The sequence below is a fragment of the Rhodococcus sp. NPDC057014 genome (assembly GCF_042673295.1).
Classification (GTDB): Bacteria; Actinomycetota; Actinomycetes; order Mycobacteriales; family Mycobacteriaceae; genus Rhodococcus_F.
In genome coordinates, this window is record NZ_JBHUSF010000041.1 from 1 (window position 1) to 21,065 (window position 21,065).

General features: G+C 66.7%; 13 protein-coding genes. 7 read left to right on the forward strand and 6 right to left on the reverse strand.

Going from position 1 to position 21,065, the window contains the following annotated elements:
• Positions 1 to 47 precede the first annotated feature (47 nt).
• Positions 48 to 1,238 (forward strand): TerC family protein, encoded by a 1,191-nt coding sequence (locus ACFTZB_RS11570; protein WP_378431747.1) that lies wholly within the window; start codon positions 48 to 50, stop codon positions 1,236 to 1,238.
• An 81-nt stretch (positions 1,239 to 1,319) separates the two neighbouring features.
• Here the strand turns inward: ACFTZB_RS11570 and ACFTZB_RS11575 are convergent, their stop codons facing one another.
• Entirely contained in the window at positions 1,320 to 1,763 is a 444-nt protein-coding gene (locus ACFTZB_RS11575; protein WP_072937494.1) for an SPW repeat protein, read from the reverse strand.
• Positions 1,764 to 1,937: 174 nt separating this feature from the next.
• Between ACFTZB_RS11575 and ACFTZB_RS11580 the strand changes: the two genes are divergently transcribed.
• Complete coding sequence (locus tag ACFTZB_RS11580) at positions 1,938 to 2,096, forward strand: hypothetical protein (RefSeq protein ID WP_378431700.1); 159 nt, start codon at positions 1,938 to 1,940, stop codon at positions 2,094 to 2,096.
• A gap of 43 nt (positions 2,097 to 2,139) precedes the next feature.
• Positions 2,140 to 2,442 carry a hypothetical protein gene (locus ACFTZB_RS11585; protein ID WP_378431702.1) on the forward strand — a complete coding sequence of 101 codons (303 nt, stop codon included), beginning with the start codon at positions 2,140 to 2,142 and terminating at the stop codon, positions 2,440 to 2,442.
• A gap of 29 nt (positions 2,443 to 2,471) precedes the next feature.
• On the opposite strand, the gene ACFTZB_RS11590 is transcribed toward ACFTZB_RS11585, so the two are convergent.
• Positions 2,472 to 2,843 carry a hypothetical protein gene (locus ACFTZB_RS11590; RefSeq protein ID WP_378431704.1) on the reverse strand — a complete coding sequence of 124 codons (372 nt, stop codon included), beginning with the start codon at positions 2,841 to 2,843 and terminating at the stop codon, positions 2,472 to 2,474.
• Positions 2,844 to 3,033: 190 nt separating this feature from the next.
• Between ACFTZB_RS11590 and ACFTZB_RS11595 the strand changes: the two genes are divergently transcribed.
• Entirely contained in the window at positions 3,034 to 3,780 is a 747-nt protein-coding gene (locus tag ACFTZB_RS11595; protein ID WP_378431706.1) for a hypothetical protein, read from the forward strand.
• A 22-nt stretch (positions 3,781 to 3,802) separates the two neighbouring features.
• Here ACFTZB_RS11595 and ACFTZB_RS11600 read toward each other — a convergent pair whose 3' ends face one another.
• Both ACFTZB_RS11600 and ACFTZB_RS11605 read right to left on the reverse strand, forming a co-directional pair.
• Complete coding sequence (locus ACFTZB_RS11600; protein ID WP_378431708.1) at positions 3,803 to 4,936, reverse strand: glycosyltransferase; 1,134 nt, start codon at positions 4,934 to 4,936, stop codon at positions 3,803 to 3,805.
• Between the two features lie 61 nt (positions 4,937 to 4,997).
• Positions 4,998 to 5,534 (reverse strand): ester cyclase, encoded by a 537-nt coding sequence (locus tag ACFTZB_RS11605; RefSeq protein WP_378431710.1) that lies wholly within the window; start codon positions 5,532 to 5,534, stop codon positions 4,998 to 5,000.
• Positions 5,535 to 5,669: 135 nt separating this feature from the next.
• On the opposite strand from ACFTZB_RS11605, the gene ACFTZB_RS11610 reads away from it, so the two are divergent.
• Positions 5,670 to 6,395 carry an HAD family hydrolase gene (locus ACFTZB_RS11610; RefSeq protein ID WP_378431750.1) on the forward strand — a complete coding sequence of 242 codons (726 nt, stop codon included), beginning with the start codon at positions 5,670 to 5,672 and terminating at the stop codon, positions 6,393 to 6,395.
• Between the two features lie 2 nt (positions 6,396 to 6,397).
• Positions 6,398 to 8,740 (forward strand): glycoside hydrolase family 65 protein, encoded by a 2,343-nt coding sequence (locus tag ACFTZB_RS11615; protein ID WP_378431712.1) that lies wholly within the window; start codon positions 6,398 to 6,400, stop codon positions 8,738 to 8,740.
• 6 nt (positions 8,741 to 8,746) lie between these two features.
• Here the strand turns inward: ACFTZB_RS11615 and ACFTZB_RS11620 are convergent, their stop codons facing one another.
• Positions 8,747 to 10,159, reverse strand: a complete 1,413-nt coding sequence (locus ACFTZB_RS11620; RefSeq protein ID WP_378431715.1) for a polysaccharide biosynthesis tyrosine autokinase — start codon at positions 10,157 to 10,159, stop codon at positions 8,747 to 8,749.
• Complete coding sequence (locus tag ACFTZB_RS11625) at positions 10,160 to 19,060, reverse strand: amino acid adenylation domain-containing protein (protein WP_378431717.1); 8,901 nt, start codon at positions 19,058 to 19,060, stop codon at positions 10,160 to 10,162.
• Positions 19,061 to 19,244: 184 nt separating this feature from the next.
• On the opposite strand from ACFTZB_RS11625, the gene ACFTZB_RS11630 reads away from it, so the two are divergent.
• Positions 19,245 to 21,065, forward strand: a complete 1,821-nt coding sequence (locus ACFTZB_RS11630) for a DUF4012 domain-containing protein (protein WP_378431719.1) — start codon at positions 19,245 to 19,247, stop codon at positions 21,063 to 21,065.

Sequence of the window (21,065 nt, forward strand, 5' to 3'; positions counted from 1 at the left end):
GTTACGCTGGCCAGCAGAGCGTTCGCTTCGACGGAGAGGCAGAAACGGTGCATGTAACTCCCTTCGCCTGGATTCTGACGATCGTGCTGATCGTCGCTCTGCTGGGGTTCGACTACTTCTTCCACGTCCGCCACGCGCACATCCCGACGTTGAAAGAAGCGGCGATCTGGTCGTCGATCTACGTCGGACTCGCCCTGATCTTCGGTGTCGCCGTCCTGATCTTCGGCGGCGTCGACATGGGCACCGAGTACTTCGCCGGCTACGTGACGGAGAAGGCGCTGTCCGTCGACAACCTCTTCGTCTTCCTCATCATCATCTCCAGCTTCCGGGTGCCGCGCGAAGACCAGCAGAAAGTGCTGCTGTTCGGCATCGTGTTCTCGATCTTCGCCCGGACGGGGTTCATCTTCCTCGGCGCCGCGCTCATCAACTCGTTCGCGTGGGTGTTCTACTTCTTCGGCCTCATCCTGTTGATCACCGCAGGCAACCTGCTGCGACCCGAGACCGAGGACTCGCACTCGGCCGACAACTTCATCATCCGCATCGCGAAGAAATTCATGCACACCACCGAGCAGTACGACGGCGACAAGCTGTTCACCGTCGAGAACGGCAAGCGGATGATGACGCCGATGCTGCTGGTGATGGTGGCGATCGGCGGCACCGACCTCCTGTTCGCCCTCGACTCCATCCCCGCGATCTTCGGCCTCACCCAGAACGTCTTCGTCGTCTTCACCGCCACCGTGTTCTCGCTGATGGGCCTGCGGCAGCTGTACTTCCTGCTCGACGGTCTCCTCGACCGCCTCATCTACCTGTCGTACGGCCTCGCCGCGATCCTCGCGTTCATCGGGGTCAAGCTGATCCTGCACGCACTGCACGAGAACAACCTGCCGTTCGTCAACGGTGGCGAACCGGTCGACGTCATCGAGATCAGCACCTTCGTGTCGCTGGGCGTCATCATCGGCATCCTCGTGATCACCGTGATCGCATCGCTCGCCAGCAAGAAGGGCAGGGCGCAGTCCACCATCGCCGGCGCGCGCCGGCACGCCGTCAACTACCTCGACCTCGACTACACCGCCGATATGGCCGAGCGCGAACGCATGTACGACAGGCTGATCAACGAGGAAGAACAACTCAAGAAACTCGACCCGAAATTCAAGAAGATGGTCCGCGAGGAAACGGCACTCCTGGACCTCATCAAACGCGCCCACAACGAGCACGACGCGTTCCTCAAACAGAATTAGCTGAACGCAGTCGAAGCGCCCACCGGATCCGGCGGGCGCTTCTTCGGCTCGTGCCCCATCCCCATGCGGGCACGTGCGTGTCTACCTCCTCCTCATCCTCATGCCGCCGTCCGCCATTCCCATGGCCGTGATACCGAGACCCAGCAGACACACGACGATGCCGCAGACCACGTTCGACCAGATCATTCCCGCCGTGGTGGTTACTCCGACGACCAACCACGGGCTGACGATCATCCACAGTCCGAGCAGTGGCGCGACAAACGCCATGCCGTGCGTGCGTGAGTAGGCCGACGTGAAACCGACCGCGAGCAGTGCCACCGCAATACCCGACAGCAGATTGCACATCGCCAGGCCAGACTGGCTGGCGAACCCGACAATCCACGGCGACGCCGCCATGTAGAGGCCCGCCATGAACATCAGGCCCTCGGTGACCTGCGTCATCGGCTGTTCCGAGACTCGGTCGTAGCGAGCCCGCAACTCGGCGATATCAGGGTGTCTCTCGATCGACATGCCTGGTGTCGTCATCACCCACCTCCTAGAAAGAGAACCAATCCCTACCCAGGGGGTGCCCCGAACTTCGTACGGCAAACCAGCGGTGACCAGGTAATTTTTCCGAATACCCGACTACCGACCAGTCCCCACGAACGGCGACGATCAGCCGACCTTGGGCAGGCGTCCAGGGACGGGCATACTCGAAGTGTGTGGTGGATTGCCTGGATCGCGCTCGCGTGGATAGCACTGTCCGTGCCCCTCGCGATCCTCATCGGACGGGCAATTCGGCAGAAAGACCTGCGCGAACTGCCCACCACGGAGAACGCGACGAGCAAGCACGACCCTCCCGACCGCACGGTTGCCTGACCGCGCCGTGCGCGAGCCCGGCTCCGATTGGAAGAATAGCGGGATGGCGCCGCTCTTCTATCCCCTCGTGTTCATGAACTTCCTGTTCGCGGCGACCACACTGTGCCTCGCACGCCCCTCCCACCTGACCGCAGGCGCCACCGTCGTCGCCGCCGTGGTCTGGATCTTCGGCAACGGCCCGCTCGAGGGCCAGGTGCTCTGGGAATTCGACGCCACCCACGGCCTCACGGTGTCCGATCTGCTGTCCGTGGCCGCGCTCGCGGTCGCGGTGTGGGGGTTCCGCGAAGCCGGCGCGTGGAAACCGAGCCCGAAGCGTCGCCGGCGGCTCCTCAACAGGCGGTACTGAGGCACCTCGTCCGCGGCCCCGCTGGATCCTTACGCGCCGCCCCGACGCACTCCCGCAGGCACCCCTCCCGCCGACTCACGAATCCGCGACCGCACACGGGCCGTGACCTGCCAGATCCGGGTGGTGTCGTGGACGCTGATGCACGGCACACCCAGTGTGCGGGCGTGTTGGACGGCAGCCGATTCCTTCGCCGAGCAGCGCCCGTCCAGGATGTCCTCGGTGACGATGACGCAGAGCACGTCACCGTCGAGCTCGCGGATCGGTTCCAGGCCGTGGAGTGCCACCCATTGCCGGACCATCGCCCACTGTGACACGTCGTTGTAGCGGGTCGGATTGCCGATGAACAACACGCGACGAGACCGGCGGGCTCGGGCGACCTCGATGCTGGAGATGGGTGACATGATGAAAGTTCCTGTCCACGTGAGCGGCTGATCCCGGTACGGGACAACTCTCCCGCGCCCAGCCGCACACGTCTGTCCGCCGATAGGACGGTGCCTCGGATGAATCCCGGCTCCCCCGATCGGGGGACACCGCCCCACGTGAGTGGGAAAGTGTGCTCGGGCACGCATCGGCACTCACCTGGGAGGTTGCATGATCACGGTTCTGTGCTGTCGCGGCATCGGTGAGGATCTCGACGTCAACATGCTCGCCAACACCACACAACTCTTGGATCCCGCACGATTCGTCGTCAAGCAGGTTCCGTGGGAGGCAAGCTACGGACCGGTGCCCGATCCGGGTGGATCAGCGTTCGACAAGGCGCTGTCCGAAGGACGGACACTCCTGTTGCGGATGATCGCCGACGACCCGAATCCCGTTGTTCTGCTCGGCTACTCGGGAGGCGCTGCGCTCGCCGGCAACGTGGCGGCCGAGGTGGGACGGGGGCAGCACCCCACCCTGGACGTGCGCGGGGTCGGACTGATCGCCGATCCGCTGCGGCCTGCATCTCCGGACCTGCCGGGCTGGGGCATTGCGGGGCAACGCCCGATCACGGGGATGCCCGTGTGGCAGATCGCCGACCCGCTGGACGCCATCTGCTGCTGTCCGGGCAACTCGCCGCTGCGGACGTTCGCGGACCAGTCGGCGGCCTTCTCACTCGCCGACCCGAGGACGTGGGTGGTGGACCTCCTCGACCGGCTCCGCACCAGAAGGTGGCAGGCGGTGATCCTGAACTGGTGGCGCCCCTGGACGGTGTGGCAGCAGTACTCCGAGGCCATCGACGACGTGAACGGTTACCTGTTCCGGGGCGACCACACCAGTTACTGGGTCCGCATCGCGCCGGGAACCGACCGCACCTACTGCGAGCTTCTCGCCGATCGCGTCAACGGCATCTCGGACTGATCCCCCGCTCGACGCCCGCCAGTCATCGCACTCCCCTCCGTCGATCTCGGATCGGCAGTCGACCGATGAGATCCGCGGCATGAACGGCACCGTCATGGGCGCGGATCCGCGCGCCCAGAGTCGCTGCGGTCGTCCTGTGCGGCCCGGCCACGAGCAGCTCGCCGACCGCCGACCGGATGCGCCCGGGCGCGGCCGTCTTGCGGAGGCAGCGGGCGACGCCGCGCTGCTCCAGACTGCGGCCGATCATCTTCTGATCGAGCGCGGGGTGGATCGGCAGAACGACCAGGGGCAGGTCGTGCGCGAGGGCGCGCATGGTGGTGTCGTGGCCACCGTGTCCGATGAGGAGGGTGGCGGTCGGCAGGATCTGTTCGTGCGGAACGAAGCCGTGTATTTCGATGTTCGGGGCCGCCGAGAAGGTTGCCGAGTCGACGGACGGTCCGGTCGTGACCACGGTACGGGCGGGCAGTCCACCGACGGCCTCGAGAATGTTCCGCAGCGCCCGCTGCTGGCCGTCGAAGTTGAGGCTGCTGAGGCTGACCAGAATCAGCGGATCGCGTTCGGACACGGGCGTCAACGTGGACGGCATCGGATGTCGCACCACCCCGGTGTAGTGGACGGAATCCGGCAGGCTTCGGCGGGACGCCGGATCGAGGTCCTTGTCGGTGGTCACCAGCGCCAGGTCCGACGACGTCCACAGCCTCAGAGGCCGCTGACCTTTCAGACGGGCCATCACGGGCGTCACACCGCGTGTCACGCCTCGATACATGAACTCGTAGTAGGTGTGCACCAGCGTCACACGCGTCAGGTGCGCGTCGTCGGCGGCCTGCAGGGCTCCATACAGAAAGCAATCGACCACCACCACGTCGGTCGGCTCGCGCGCGACGGAGTCGAGTAGATCGATTCCGGGCCCGGCATCGGTGAACACAGCCAGCGATTGGTAGATGCCCGCGATACCGGGATGCCTGGTCGTCGACTGCCAGGGTCGTGCATGGGTATAGGGCGTGAACGGGAAACCGTGACTTTCGATACGCCCGCGTTGCTGGGCGTGTCCGAGAAATCGGACCTGATGACCGCGACTGCGTGCCTCCGCCGCGATGCCGAGAGCGGGTGGCACGTTGCCGCCGCCGTCCCAGGTCACGAACAGGATGCGTGCCATGCGGTGCCTCCAGGCCAGTGGGAACGTGAGCGGGAAAGCGTGCTCGGACACGCATCGGCACTCACATGCCCGCGGCCTTCCGCGCCGTCCTCTTGGCCCAGGCGTTGCGCACCAGCGACAGCGGCGTCGGCGGCACCCAGCCCAGCTGGACTGCCTGACCGAGGTCGTCCCGGGTTGCCCAGTGCTCGACGACGCGTCCGTCGGCGACGCGCAACCAGTGCGACTGCTCGACCGCGAGCACCCGTCCGGTGGGCGCGAACACCTGGTCGATCGATCCGCGCTCGTCGTAAACGACGAAGGGGCCGGCGTGCCTTCCCTTCATGATCGCGTAGACGACGGCGAGGTCGCCCTCCACCACGACGTTCTCGATGTCGAACCGCAGCTCGGAGAAGGCGGCGCGCAGCCATTCGGCGGTGGCGTAGAACGCGTCGGGTCCGCGTCCTCGCGTCCGCGGGGGTTCGGTCGCGCTCTCCCGGTTGAATGCGTTCGGGTGGACGACGACGTCGAAATCGGCGCGGCTTCCGTTCGCCATGATCTCGATCGACCGGACAGCGAGAGATTTCACGTGGTCCGACGGGACCGGTTCCTCCACGTTCACGGTGCACTCCGCAACAGTCGGTTGGAACTCTCAGTATTCGACCGCCGTCGACCGGAAGTCAACGGCCGAAGCACGTGCAGGATTTGCGCGCGCCTCAGCAAATCCGCGGTCGGCGGCGGTACCGTCGGGGAGGTGATGGGACTGCCTGATGCGATCTCGGCCTGCTTGTTCGATCTCGACGGTGTGCTCACGGCAACGGCGGTACTGCACCGGAAGGCGTGGAAACGCACATTCGACGAGTTCCTGAAGCACCGGGAGGGCGCGAACTTCCACCCGTTCACCGACCAGGACTACTACGACTACGTCGACGGACGGCCCCGCGCCGACGGGGTCCGCACCTTCCTCGCCTCCCGCAGCATCACGTTGCCGGAGGGGTCGCCGGACGATCCGCCCGGCGCCGAGACCGTGAACGGTGTCGGGAACAGCAAGAACCGGCTGCTGCTCAAGGTCGTCGACGAGGAGGGCCCCAGCCCGTACCCCGGCTCGATTCGCTACATCAGCGCGGCCTACGACGCGGGCCTGAAGATCGCCGTGGTCACCTCGTCCGCGAACGGGAAGGCCGTACTCGACGCCGCCGACCTCAGCCGGTACGTCCATGTCCGCATCGACGGCGTGGTGATCCGGGAGCAGGGTCTCCGCGGAAAACCGGCGCCGGACTCGTATCTCGCGGCCGCCCGCGCACTCCACGTGCACCCCGACCAGGCCGCCGTGTTCGAGGACGCCCTGTCCGGAGTGGAATCGGGGCGCGCAGGCGAATTCGGTTACGTCGTCGGAGTGAACCGGGGCGATCAGGCCGACGCGCTTCGCGAGCACGGTGCCGACGTGGTGGTGAACGACCTGGCCGAACTCCTGGAGAGGTGAGCATGGACGACAAGGGCTACGAGATCTCGCCGTGGCAGCTCAAATGGCGCGGACTGGATCTGGAGGCACTGCACGCCACCGAATCCACGTTCGCACTGTCCAACGGGCACATCGGGATTCGTGGCACGTTCGAGGAGGGTGAACCACGCGGTCTCCCCGGCACCTATCTCAACGGGTTCTACGAGCAGCGCCCCCTGCCGTACGCGGAGGCAGGCTACGGCTATCCCGAGGACGGGCAGACCGTCGTCAACGTGACCGACGGCAGCATCATCCGCCTGCTCGTGGAAGACGAGCCCATGGACATGCGGTACGGCAGCGCACCGGCGCACGAACGCGTCCTCGACTTCCGCTCGGGCACCCTGCGCCGCACCACCGAATGGACGTCACCGACGGGACGCCGGGTCCGGATCCATTCGGAGCGGCTCGTGTCCTTCACCTCCCGCGCGGTCGCCGCCATCCACTACGAGGTCGAGCCGCTCGACGGCGACATCGAACTCGTCCTGCAATCGGATCTGCTCGCCAACGAGCAGATCCCGACCCGCACGGACGATCCGAGAGTGGCGGCCGCCCTGGACCGTCCGCTGGTGCCCGATTTCGCGGCCGCCCACGACTACCGCGCGGTACTCGCCCACCACACGAGGGCCTCGGGACTGCGGATGGCCGCGGGCATGGACCACGAGATCGAGTACCCCGGAGGCGGGCGGTGCAGCATCGAGACGGAAGAGGATCTCGCCCGGCTCACCGTGGCCGTCGACATTCCGCAGGGTGAACGGTTGAAGGTGACGAAGTACCTGGCCTACGGGTGGTCGGCGAGGCGGTCGACACCGGCCCTGCGCGGCCAGGTCGAGGGAGCGCTCGCCGGAGCACTCGAAACCGGCTGGGACACCCTGCTGAAACGGCAGCGGGAGTACCTCGACATCTTCTGGGCGACGGCGGACGTCGAGATCGACGGTGACGCGGAACTTCAGCAGGCGGTGCGGTTCGCCCTGTTCCACGTGCTGCAGGCGGGTGCTCGCGGTGAGTCGCGCGCGATCCCCGCGAAGGGCCTGACCGGCCCCGGCTACGACGGGCACGCGTTCTGGGACACCGAGACGTTCGTGCTTCCCCTGCTCACGTACACGGTGCCGGATTCGGCGCGCGACGCACTGCGCTGGCGGCATTCCACGCTGGACAAGGCGAAGATCCGCGCGGTCCAGCTGGGGCAGGCCGGCGCCGTGTTCCCGTGGCGCTCCATCAACGGCGAGGAGTGCTCCGGCTATTGGCCCGCCGGCACCGCGGCGTTCCACGTGGGTGCCGACGTCGCCGCCGCGACGTCCCGGTATCTGGCCGCGACCGGGGACGAGGATTTCGAGGCCGAATGCGGCGTCGAACTGCTGGTGGAGACCGCCCGGTTGTGGACGTCGCTCGGTCATCACAATGCGCAGGGCGAGTTCCGGCTCGACGGCGTCACCGGGCCGGACGAGTACACCGCCGTGGCCGACAACAACGTGTTCACCAATCTCATGGCGCAGAAGAATCTGCGCGACGCGGCGGCCGCGTGCGAAAGACGCCCCGGACTGGCGCGCGAACTCGGCGTCGACGACGAGGAAACAGCACTCTGGCGAGATGCCGCCGAGCACATGCGCATTCCGTTCGACGACGCACTCGGCGTCCACCAGCAGTCCGACGCCTTCACGCACCATGCCGAGTGGGACTTCGAAGGAACCCCGCCCGAACATTATCCGCTGCTGCTCCACTACCCGTACTTCGACCTGTACCGCAAGCAGGTGGTGAAGCAGGCCGACCTGGTGCTGGCGATGTACCTTCGCGGGGACGCCTTCACCGACGAGCAGAAGATCGCCAATTTCGCCTATTACGAGGCCCTGACGGTGCGGGACTCGTCGCTGTCGGCGTGTGTGCAGTCCGTGATGGCAGCGGAGGTCGGCCAACTCCAACTCGCCTACGACTACCTCGCCGAGGCGGCGCTGACCGATCTCCACGACCTCCACTCCAACGTAGAGAACGGTTTGCACATCGCTTCACTCGCCGGGACGTGGATGGCGTGTGTGGCGGGGTTCGGCGGGATGCGCGACCACGACGGCGACATCTCCTTCGCGCCCCGGATACCACCACAGCTGGTCAACCTGTCGTTCCGGATGACGGTGCGGGGCAGCCAGATCCACGTGGACATCCGCGCCAGGACCGCAACCTACCGCCTGCTGTCGGGCGAACCGGTCGAGCTCGCCCATCACGGGAACCGGTTCACTCTCGACACCTTCCCGGTGACACGGCCGATCCCGGATCCGCCGAACACCACGGCCGTACGGCAACCGTACGGCCGGGCGCCCGCGCGTCGCGGCGGCTGAGCCGGACTACACAGTCGAAGCCGCCTGCGGTTCCAGGTATTCCCGGAAGGTGTCCGGGCCGCGGGTGCCCTCGCGCGCACCCACCAGTAGTCCGCCGACGATCGTCGCGCCGACGCCGTGCAGGATATCCGCTGCCTCCGCGAGGTGCTGACGTTTCGTCCTGCCATACCGGGCCACGATCAGCGCGCCGTCCGAGATCGCAGACAGGACCGCGGAATCGGTGACCGGGAGCAGCGGGGCGCCGGCGAACACCACGTAGTCGAACCTGTCTCGCAGTGTCGCCACCACGGTTCTCGCGGTAGCAGAGCCGAGGAGTTCACTGGGATTGGCCGGCAGTGGACCGGACGGAAGCAGGGACAGGTGCTCGAACGTCGTGGCCCGGATCGCGTCCGCCAGATCGGTCTCGCCGCGCAGCACGGAACTCAGTCCGGCACCGGTAGCGCCCCGAATTCCCAGGGTCGACGCCACCAGCGGCTTCCTGAGGTCCGCTTCCACCACGCACACGTTCTGTCCTGCGGCCGCCAGCGCGACGCCGAGATTGAGCGCAGTCGCATCCGACCCCTCACCCGGCGACGGACTCGCAACGACGATGACGTGTGGCGGGTTCGCCGCGTCGGCGAACTGCAGGTTGGTGCGTAACTGGCGGTACGCCGCTCCCATCGGCGACGTGGCATCCGACATGTCCACGACGCCTGACGATTCCGTGCCGTCCGGCGTGATGCCGGTCAGCGGGGCACCGATCTGCCCCTCGACGGCGCGCCGGTCCTTCACCGTTGCGTCGAGCCAGTCGCGGATCACCGCGAGTGCGATGCCGAGCAGTAGACCGACGGCGAGTCCGAGAACCACGTTCCGGTTGTCGGACGTGGGCAGCGGCTCCGTGGGAACCGTCGCATTCTGCTCGACGGACACGCGCGCCGGCTTCGGGTCCGGGTCCTCCATCGTGATCGAGTACCCCGACTCCGCGGTACCGGGATTCGCCAGGACCTGCGGCGGCTGAGCATCCTTGTTGGCCGCCGCGGCCTCGATGTCGGTCGCCGCCAGTTCGTCCATCATCGACACGAACTGCGCCGACAGTGTGTCGGCGATGTCGCGTGCCCGTTCCGGCGACGTGTCCTGCACCTTCACGTGCAGCAGCAGTTCGGGCACCGGCGTCGCCTTCACATTCGCGACGAGTTCGGCGGGCGTCATGTCGAGACCGAGTTCGTCGATCGTCCGCTGCGCCAGCTTCTTCCCGGTCAGCAACTCGGCGTACGTGGCGAGGCGGGGCTGCGTGGACGAGACGTACAGCAATGTCGACGTCTGATACACGGGCTTCGTGAACAGCGTCGGAATGAAAGCGCCCAGCGTCACCACTACCACGGTTATCGCGACGAGCTTCCAGCGCTCCTTGACGATGCGCACATAGTCCTGGATGTCCACTTACACCCTCTCTTTCCGCTTCGCTTCACGATCCCGCAGTACCGTTCCGACCACTTTCAACGCCGCCTGCGACGTCATGTGCCAGTGCCCGCTGTCGACGACGTGCTCACTGATACTCCCTACAACGTAGGGCTCCCAGCCCGCCGCCGCGCGAGTAGCGCCCGACTCTTCCCGCCCCGCGGAGAAGAACACGACGTCACCGCGGAAGACACGGGGTTCGTGAGTCCTCGTCAACTCGTGGTGCCTCCCGGCCCCACCGATCATTCGGTGGAGATGCGCGGGCGTGATCGCCGACAACGGGCCACCCAGCCTGCCCAGGAGGTTCACCGCGGCCTCGAGGGTGAGATCCGACACCGGGAATGGCAGGGAGTCCTCGAAACCCAGCCCGGCAAGCAGGTCCTCGGCACCGACCGGGAGCGCTTCGGGGGCGTGCTCCGTTCGACTGTCGAGCATCACCAGGGTGGCGACTTCTTCGCCGGTCGATTGGAGTTGGACCGCCATCGCGTGTGCCAGAACTCCACCGAGGGACCAACCCAGCAGGTGATACGGCCCGCCGGGTTGAATGCGGCGGATCTCCTCGACGTACCGGGCCGCGAGTTCCTCGAGCGACGAGGGGGCCGGCCCGTCGGCGGTGACGGCGGGCGACTGGAGCCCGTAGATCGGGTGCTCCGGATGAAGATGCGGGGCAAGCCCCGAATAGCACCACGACAGTCCCACGATGGGATGGACACAGAACAGGGGTGGCAGCGTACCAGCCGTCCGAATCGGGAGGACGACGCCGAGCGCCTCCTCGTCGTCGGACTCCCCCGAGTCCATTCGCTGTCCGATCGAGTGGGGTGTCGGGTCGGACATCAGCGACCGCAGTGGGATCTCCACCCCGGTATCGGATGCCAGCCGGTTCAGTACCCGCACCGCAAGAAGTGAGTTGCCGCCCAGTTCGAAGAAGTTGTCGTCGGCACCGACCCGGTCGATGCCGAGCGCCTCACCGAACGCGGTCGCAACGGCGACCGCGGAGGCAGTCTCCGGCGCCCGGTAGCCGCGCGCTTCGAACTGCGGCGCAGGCAACGCCTTGCGATCGAGCTTTCCATTGGGACCCAGCGGAAATTCGTCGAGCACCACGATTCGGGTGGGCACCATGTACGACGGCAGAGTGCGCCTCGCCGCCGTCCTGAGCAGCTGGGGATCCAGCGCCTGATTCCCGTCGGCCCGCACGTAGCCCACGAGGTGCTCCCCCGCGCGCACGTCGTCGACCAATGCGACCGCCGCTCGCGACACCCCTTCCGCGCGCTCGAGCACCGTCTCGATCTCCCCGAGCTCGATCCTCAGTCCTCGCAGTTTGATCTGGAAGTCCGTGCGCCCCAGATGCACCAACCGCCCGGATCCGTCCCACTTCACGAGGTCGCCGGTGCGGTACATCCTGCTTCCGGCGGGCCCGAACGGATTCGCGACGAAACGACCCGCCGTGAGGTCCCCACGGCCGACGTATCCTCGGGCGAGTTGGGCGCCCGCGAGGTACAACTCACCCGCCATACCTGCAGGTACCGGCCGAAGACGCGTGTCCAGCACGAATACCTGTGTGTTCCAGACCGGGCCCCCGATCGGAACCGAGGCTTCCGGCCGTCCGGTGATCTCACAGGCCGTGGTCGTCACGGCCGCCTCCGTCGGTCCATACGTGTTGTGGAACGCCCCGGGCGCGAACGCCAGAACATTCGCCGCGAGTGCGGGAGACAGTTCCTCGCCGCCGGCGAACACGTGGCGCACCGAGGTGAGGGAGTCACCGTGCCCGTCCGCGAGGAAGGCCGCCAGGACCGAGGGAACGAAGTGCACCATCGTGATTCGCTGATGCCGGATCACCGAGGCGAGATAGTCGACGTCGCGGTGTCCGCCGGGTCGTGTCACCACGAGCCGGGCCCCCACACACAGCGGGAGCAGGCACTCCCAGACGGACACGTCGAACGTGGACGGTGCCCGCAGAATGCCTCGATCGTCTGCGGTGACGTGGTACTCGCTCCGGAGCCAGTGCAGCTGGTTCACAATGGCGTGGTGACTCACCGCCACGCCCTTGGGAGTACCCGTCGAGCCTGACGTGAACATCGTGTACGCGACGTTGTCCGGGCGCAGAGGTGCCACCCGGTCCGCGTCGGAGACCCGGTCCGGCCGGTAACCGGACACGTCTGCGGTGTCGATCTCGACACGAGGGATGCCCGAGATCGACGGCAACTCGACCGTCGACACCGTCACCACCAGCCTCGGTGTGGACGCGTCGATCACGGCGGCGATACGTTCGGCGGGATGCTCGGGATCCACCGGCACGTATCCGGCACCGGCCTTCAGGATCGCGAGTGTCGCCACGACCAGTTCGAGTGACCGCTCGACGGCCAGCGCCACCAGCGTGTCCGGTCCGATTCCGTGGCAGATGAGAAGCCGCGCGAGTCGGTTCGCGCGCTCGTCCAGTTCGGCGTACGTCACGACCTCGCCCTCGAAGACGAGAGCGACCGTGTCCGGTGCACGCCGAACCTGGACGTCGAACAAGTCGACCACCGTCTGCGGCCGGATCTCCACGGCCGTGCAGTTCGGCGTGACGAGGATGCCGGGCGCTTCCGCGTCGGTGAGCAGACCGATGTCGCCGACACGGCCCCGGGGATCTGCCGCGAAAACGCCGAGCAGGTGCTCGAGCAGTCGTGCCACGCGTTCGGCTGTCGCAGCGTCGAACAGATCAGTCGCGTAGGTGAGCCGACCCGACAAGCCGGCGGCCCTCCCCTCTCCGTCGTATCGATCGGACAGGGAGAAATCGAGATCGAACTTGGTGACGGCAGCGTCGAAGTTCATCGGAGACAGCGTCAGCCCGGGCAACTCCCAGGTCGCGTCCACCTGGTTCTGGAACGCGAGCATGACCTGGAACAGCGGCGAAAAGGACTGCGAACGCCGGGGGTTCATTCGTTCGACGAGCTGCTCGAACGGCACCTCCGAATGCGCCAGCGCACCGAGGTCGGTCTCCCGGACGTGTTCGAGCACGTCGGACAGCGTCTCGTCGGGGTCGATCCCGGTACGCAGCACGAGGGTGTTGACGAACATCCCGACGAGCTCGTCGAGTTCGCGCTCACCTCGACCGGCGACCGCCGTGCCCAGCACGACGTCCGAAGAGCCCGACAGACGAGCGAGCAGAACCGCCAGGGCGGAATGCACCACCATGAACAGCGTCGCATTGTGCTGTTGCGCAATCAGAGTGAGCTTCCGGTGAGTCTCGGCGCCGACGCTCAGTCGCACGCTCGCACCCCGGTACGAGGCCACGGGCGGGCGCGGCCGGTCGGTGGGCAGGTCGATCACGTCGGGAACGCCGGCGAGGGTCCGCGTCCAGTAGTCCAGCTGCCACGCCGCCCGGGAGTGTGGGTCGTCGCCGGAACCGAGTGTGTCACGCTGCCACAGCGAGAAATCGGCGTACTGGACGAGAAGCGCAGTCCACGTCGGCGCGGCCCCACGAACGCGAGCGTCGTACGCTGTGGCGACATCACGTGCCAGCGGCGCGAGTGAGAAGCCGTCCGCACTGATATGGTGAACCGCCATCACCAGAACGTGATCGCGATCGTCCACCTTCAGCAGTCGTCCGCGGACCGGGGCGTCCACGGTCAGATCGAACCCCGCCGACAGGAACGAGAGCACCTCTCCGTCGACCGAGCGCTGCGGGACCTCCACGGGCGTGAAATCCAGCGAAACGTCACCGACCGGCAGGATCACCTGGGCGGGAACACCGTCGAACGCGGGGAAGACGGTTCGCAACGATTCGTGACGGCCGAGCACGTCCCGCGCCGCGTTCTGCAGCGCATCGACGTCCAGTGCACCGGTCAACCGCACGGCGAGCGGAAGATTGTAGGCGGGCGATTCCGGGTCGACCCGATTCAGGAACCACAGTCGTTGCTGCGCCGGCGACAGCGGAATCCGGTCCGGCCGGTCTCCCGCAACGAGGGGAACCCTGCGGCCGGTCCCGGCCTCGGCATCGACCCTCGTCGCCAGCGCCTCCACCCGCGGCGACTCGAACAGCATGCGCACCGGAATGTGCGCGTCGACTGCGGAGCCCAGCCTGGCCGCCACCTGTGCAGCGATCAGCGAGTTGCCGCCGAGTGCGAAGAAGTCGTCGTCCAGACCGACGGATTCCACGCCGAGCACCTCGGCGAAAACCCCGGCCACCACCTGTTCCACCACCGAGGTCGGCGCCCGGAACTCGTGGGATTCCAGCACCGGCACCGGGAGTGCATCCAGATCGGTCTTGCCCGAGGCGGTGAGGGGGAACGCGTCGAGAACCACGATCGTGGTGGGAACCAGGTAGGACGGCAGAACCTGCGCGAGTGATTCCCGAACCACGTCGACGTCGAGGGAACCGCGCGGCACCACATAGGAGACGAGGGCGTCGACGCCGATTGCGTTGGGACGAGACACGGTCAGGGCGCTCTCCACGTCCGCGACGCGGGCGATCGCGACGTCGATCTCACCCGGCTCGATACGGACCCCGCGAATCTTGACCTGCCTGTCGACGCGCGCGACGAAGACGAGTCGCCCGTCGGCGCGGCGATGGACCAGGTCGCCGGTTCGGTACATGCGTGAACCGTTTGTGGAGGCCACGAATCTGGACGCCGTCCGCTGCGACGCCCCCACATACCCCCGCGCAAGACCCGCGCCGCGCAGATACAACTCTCCGACACCGCCGATCGGGACCGGCCGCAGACGGGCGTCGAGGACCACCGCGGTGGTGCCGCGAAGGGGGGCACCGATGGTCACCTGCTCGTCGACCTCCGCGAGGGTGGCGACGACGGTCGATTCGGTCGGCCCGTACGCGTTGAGCATCTTTCGCCCGCGACTCCACTCGGCGGCGAGTTCGGCGGTCAGCGCCTCGCCTCCGACGGCGACGACCCTGAGTGCGTCGAGTTCCGACGACTCCAGGGACCCGAGCACCGCCGGCGTCGACAGGTAGTGCGTGACACGCTGACCGGTCAGAACTCGCTGCAGGTCAGGCCCGGCATACACGTCGGCCGGTGCCACCACGAGGCAGGCGCCCGAGCCGAACGCCAGGAGAATCTCCAGCATCGCAGCGTCGAACGTGGGGTTGTACCCGTGCAGGACGCGAGAATCCGTGGTCACGTCGTACCGGCGCACCGCCTCGTCGATCAGTGAGGAGAGTCCGCGGTGGGTGACCATTACACCCTTCGGGGCTCCGGTCGAACCGGACGTGTAGATGACGTACGCCAGGTCGTCAGGGCCCGCCGGTGCAGTTTCCGGGCGGGGCGAATCGAACCCACCGTCGGCGACGGTCAGCCACGAGACCCCCGGCGCGGCGGATGTGAATTCGTCGGCCTTCCTGGCAATTCCCACGTGGACCGCCGCTTCGGTCAAGACTGTCGACAGCCGTTCCACCGGATGCGTCGGATCGACGGGAAGGAAAGCAGCACCCGTCTTCGCGACCGCCCACAACGCGATCACGTAGTCGACAGACCGCGGTAGAGCAAGCGCGACAACGGTTCCGACCCTCGCGCCGCGACGAACCAGCTCGTGGGCGAGGGAATCGGAGACCTGTGCGAGCTCCCGGTACGACAGCGTCACGGTGCCGTCCGTGAGCGCAGGGAGGTCGGGGTTCGCGTCCGCGGTCGTGGACAGCATGTCCGCGAGAGTCCTTGCCGCCAAAGCTGTTCCGCCGACGAGGTCGGCAGCGCCCGGCAACGGCACCTCACCGATCGTGGCGTCCGGGTCACCGGCGACCGCCCCGAGCAACGGGACGAACGCCGCCGCCAGCGACCGCACGGTCCCGGCGTCGAAAAGAGCGGACGAATAGGTGATCGATCCGGTCAGCGATTCCGGTTCGCCGTCTGTCCCGGCAGTGACGAACGCGAACTCGAGGTCGAACGGCGACGTCCGGTCGATCGTGTCCGTACCGGACCGAAGGGACAGGACCACCTGCGGCCTGCGACCGCCGAACAGTTCGTCCTCGGAGTCGAACGGGACATCGGCGTATTCGAAGGCTGCGGAATCGAACTCGTGGACCTGCCCGAGCAGCGTCGTAAACGTCACGTCCCGGTCGACGCTTGCGCGCAGGGGCAGGACGTGCGCGCGCCCCGTTCGATTCACCAGCCCACCGACGACGATGTCGCTGTGGCCGCCGAACGACGCGAGCAGCACCGCCAGCGCCCCGTGGAGAACTTCGAAAAGGGAAGTCCCGTGGTCCCGGGCCAGGTCTCTGCAGCCGTTCCCGGTTTCGGCCGGAACGGAGAATGTGTACACGTCCCGGCCGCCGTCGCCGCGTCCGGCGAGATCCGTCGGCAGCGGTGCGGCGGAACCCACACTTCGAAGGGCCCCGGCCCACCACGCGATACCGTCGTGCACCGCGGAGTCCTCGGGCGGCGAGACGTATTCGAGAAGGTGGTCGTCGGTCCACCTGGCCAGGTCGCCCGTGCGATACATCCGTGCGTGTTCGGACTCGAAAGGATTGGCCACGAATCGTGCAGCGGTGTCGGCTGGACGGCTCGCGTAGCCACGCCCGATGCCGGCCCCCGACAGGTACAGATCGCCGACGACGCCGACCGGTACCGGCTTCAGCGTCCGGTCCAGCACCACAGCGGACACTCCCGCAATCGGTCGTCCGAGAGACTCGGGCGAGGCGGGTGTTCGTTCCTCCGTGGCCGTCGCCCACAGTCCCGAGTCCCCCGGCCCGTACAGGTTCAGCACGGTCCGGCCCGCGCCCCAGCGCGACACCAGGTCTGCGGAGTAGGTGCGGCCGATGAGGGCCAGCACCTCGAGTCTGTCGAGTCCGGTCGGGTTCGTGTCGGCCGGAGCCGAGGGCCCTGAGGCCCAGTGCGTCACACGTTCGCGGCGCAGAAAGCGGGACAGCTCTTCTCCGCCGCGTAGATCGCCGGGTGCGATCACCAAGGTTCCGCCGCAGACCGCGGCGACGAGCGCGTGCAGGGCCTGACCGCACGACCGGTGACCGGCCATCAGGATGCGGGAGTGCTCGTCGGCGCGATACACGCGGACGAGCGCCGCGGCGCGAGCGGCCAGCGCCCGGTGGCTGATCGTCACCCCACGGGCTCCGGCGACGGAGCCGTGCACCACGCAGGCGGTGTGATCGAGCGCCAGAGTCCGAACCCGATCGGAATCGGCGATCGGCGTCGCATCACCGGGCTGATCCGTCACGTCGACCCAGTCGATGCCCGCCGGCACGACGGACTCATCCACGGCGAGGACGGCCACCGCACCGGAATCCGTGAGCAGATCTTCGATCCGCTCACGGTCGACGTGAGGGTCGAGCGGAACGGCGGCGGCCCCGCATCGTGCGACCGCCCACACGGCGACGACCTGTTCCAGCGAGGCGGGCACGAGGACTGCGACCGCATCCTCTGGGCCGATGCCACGATCGATCAGTCGGCGCGCGAGCCGGTTGGACCGATCGTGGAGCTCCTGGTAACCGGTATCGACTCCCGCGGCACGAACGGCGACACCACTCGAGTCGGCGGTCGCGTCCAACAGCTCCGGCAACGTCACCGCGGCGGCGGGGGCGGGTCCGCTGGCGGGAACGAGGGAGTCGTGTTCGCCGCGGGTGAGCAGCGCCGCGTCGCCGACCTCGCCCACAGGCGCAGCGGCGACGAACTCGGTGAGGAAGGACATGAAGCGTGCATGATGGCGCGCGAGTTCGTCCTGCTCGTACAGAGCCGGATTGGCTTCGAAGTCGACACGAATGCTGTGCCCGGTCACCGCCGGGTAGATGGCGAGTGTGAGGTCGTCGACGGGCCCGGCGGTGAGGACGGTGAACTCTCCGAGAACATCACCCCACCACGTCTCCTGATGAAACATCATGATGTTCACCATCGGGCCGAAACTGCTGCGGCCGTCCGAGTTCACCCGCATGTCGTGGAGGATGTCCTCGTAGCGGTACCGCTGATGACGGAGAGCGCCGGTCAGTTCCAGCTGAACTCGGCGGACCACGTCCTCGATACTGCTGTGCGGGTCGATCCGGATCCGAAGCGGAACGACGTTCGCCACGCTGCCGCCCGACCGCCGCGCCGCGGCCGTCGTCCGTGCCGAAACGGGCAGACTCAGGACGATGTCGGTGCTACCGGTCATTCGAGCGAGATACGCCGCGAACGCGGCCACCACGACCGGCACCTCCGACGAGTGCCACCGGCGGGCGAGTGCGCCGATGCTGTCGGCAAGCTCGGTTTTCATCACCGCACTCTCGAGGAGCGACACGGCCGCGGGATACGCCTTCTCGTCGGTCAGCCGGGCCGGTTCGGGAAGCCCTGCGGTCCGTTCGGCCCAGTACTCGCGATCGAGCTGGAATCTGCGGGTGGCCGGGTATTCGTCCTCGGCTTCGTAGAGTTGACGCAGGTGAAGCGCTTTCGACGGCGGTGCCGCGGTGCGATGGACGGCGTGCGTGTAGAGCTCCGCGACGCGGTTCATCAAAACCATTGCGCCGTAGCCGTCGAGAATCAGATGGTGCGCGAACGTGGTGAGGAAGTAGTGATCGTCGCCCACGTGCAGAAGTTCCGCAGAGATCAATCTGTCGCGATAGACGTCCAGGGGCCTGCGCCGCCGCTCGTGCATTCGCCGGTGGGCCTCGGCCACCGGGTCCTGGTGCAGTCGCAGATCGACGTACCCGAGTTCGTCCTCGATCGTCTCGTCCGCCAACTGATATGGCTCGCCCGCGTATTCGACGAGGCGGATGCCGGGCGACTCGATATCGAACGATCCCTGCTCGGAGGCCCATTTGAGTGCGCCGACGTCGACGTGTCCCCGAAGTTCGACATATTGGGCCACCAGGATCGGCACGGTCGGGTCGAGTTGCTGTGCAAACCACAGCCCCTTCTGCGCATGCGAGAGTGGAAAGGCTCGCGCGTCGCGGTCACCGGCATCGTCACGCATACGCACTACATCCCCCCAGCCACAGTTTTGAAGAACCCGATCCAAGCGGCACTACACCTATGGGTGTCGAAGAGTCCGTATCGGAAACCATACTCGGATACCGCCCTGGTTCAATTCGTTCGGTGCGCGCCGCGACTTATGTCACAGATATCCTTTCGCACAGACAGAATAGGAGCCGCACTGCATGGGCACGAACGACAAGAGCGTTTCGCACGAGGAAGATTCACCCGTCACCGGGCCCGCGAGACGCCCTCGGCGATACGTACTCGCGGGTACAGGAATCCTCGCACTGGCCGTCGTCGCCTGGTTCGGATACTCGGCCTGGGACGTTCACCACAACCTCGCCGGAGCCAGGGACAACGCCCAACTTGCCAAGAATTCGCTACTGAGCGGCGACACCGAAGGCGCCCGGAATGCGGCCACCGAAGCCGCCGATCAGGCGGAGAATGCGCAGGTCAGCCTATATTCTGCGCCGTGGCGTCAGCTCGCCGGAATACCCGGGGTCGGTGCCCCTTTCGGGTCGATCCAGAAGATGTCGGACGTCGTCGTCGGACTCACGCGGGACGTGCTCGCTCCCGCGGTGGAGACCGGGACCGCACTGTCTCCGGGAGACCTGATCTCGGACGGCGGGAAGGTGAAACTGCAACCACTTCGGGACGCCGCTCCGGCCTTGAAACAGACGTCTATCGCCGCACGCGCGCTCGCCGATCAGGCACACCAGGTGCCGGACGCGGGCTACCTCGGACTCGTCGACGACGCGCGTTCGGAGCTGCAGAACCAGACCGATGATGTCGCGAAACTCTTGAAGAACACGGCAATCGGGGCAGACATCCTCCCCGCAATGCTGGGTGCGGACGGACCACGCAACTACTTCATGGCGTTCCAAACCAACGCCGAGGCGCGTGGAACCGGCGGCCTCGTAGGTGGATACGGGATCATCCGCGCGAACGATGGTGAGGCACACGTCGATACGCTCGGAAAAAACACTGAAGTTTCTTACGAGCACCAGCCACTGAACCTGGGGTCTGATTTCAACGGGCTTTACGGGAGTTACAACCCGTCGACCGACATCCGAAACAGCAATCTCAGTACCCACTTTCCTTACGCCGGGCGGATTTGGCAATCACTGTGGGAACAGGAATCCGGGGAAAGGGTCGACGGGGCCATCGCCACCGACCCTGTCGCACTAAGCTACGTGCTCGGCGCGGTGGGACCGATCACCATGCCGGACGGCGAGGTGGTCGACGCCGGGAATGTCGTCGAGCTCACCGAATCCACCGCATACATTCGGTACGCGGGGACGAGCGATACCGAGATCGTCGCCAACAACGTCGCCCGCAAGACCTACCTCCAGACGATTGCAGCGAAGGTGGTCGAGAAAATGACCGGAAACATCGAGTCGCCTGCACTGCTCCTCGACGCAATCGGCAAGGCGGTGAGCGAGCGACGGATCGCAGTGTGGAGCGCGCACCCCGAGGAACAGGCCGTCCTCGCCGGCACCCCGTTGGGACACACGGTGCCCGAGGACGACGCACCGTATGCGAGCGTCGTCGTCAACAACAACGCGGGCAACAAGCTCGACTACTACCTGAGCCGGGAAATCGACTACACCGCATCGACCTGCACCGGTGACACCCGCACCTCGGAAGTGACGGTGCGCCTCACCAACAATCTCCCGGCAGGCGACTATCCACGCTATGTTGCAGGCACCTACAACAACCGCCAGGTCCCGCCCGGGACCAACGTCGCGATGATCTCCCTGCTCGCGACACGAGGGGCGAAACTGAACAAGGCCACGGTCAACGGCAAGCCCGCGTTCACCGTCAGCGGCAACGAACTCGGGCACCCCGTGTTCAGCATTCCGACCACCGTGCCCCGTGGCGAGACCGTGGAACTGCACTACGCCTTGACGGAGCCTGCGGCGCCCGGTGCGGCGCGCGTACCTGTCCAGCCCCTCGTGGACGACCCGAAGGTCAGCGTGAACGTCCCCGCCTGCGGCGGCTGA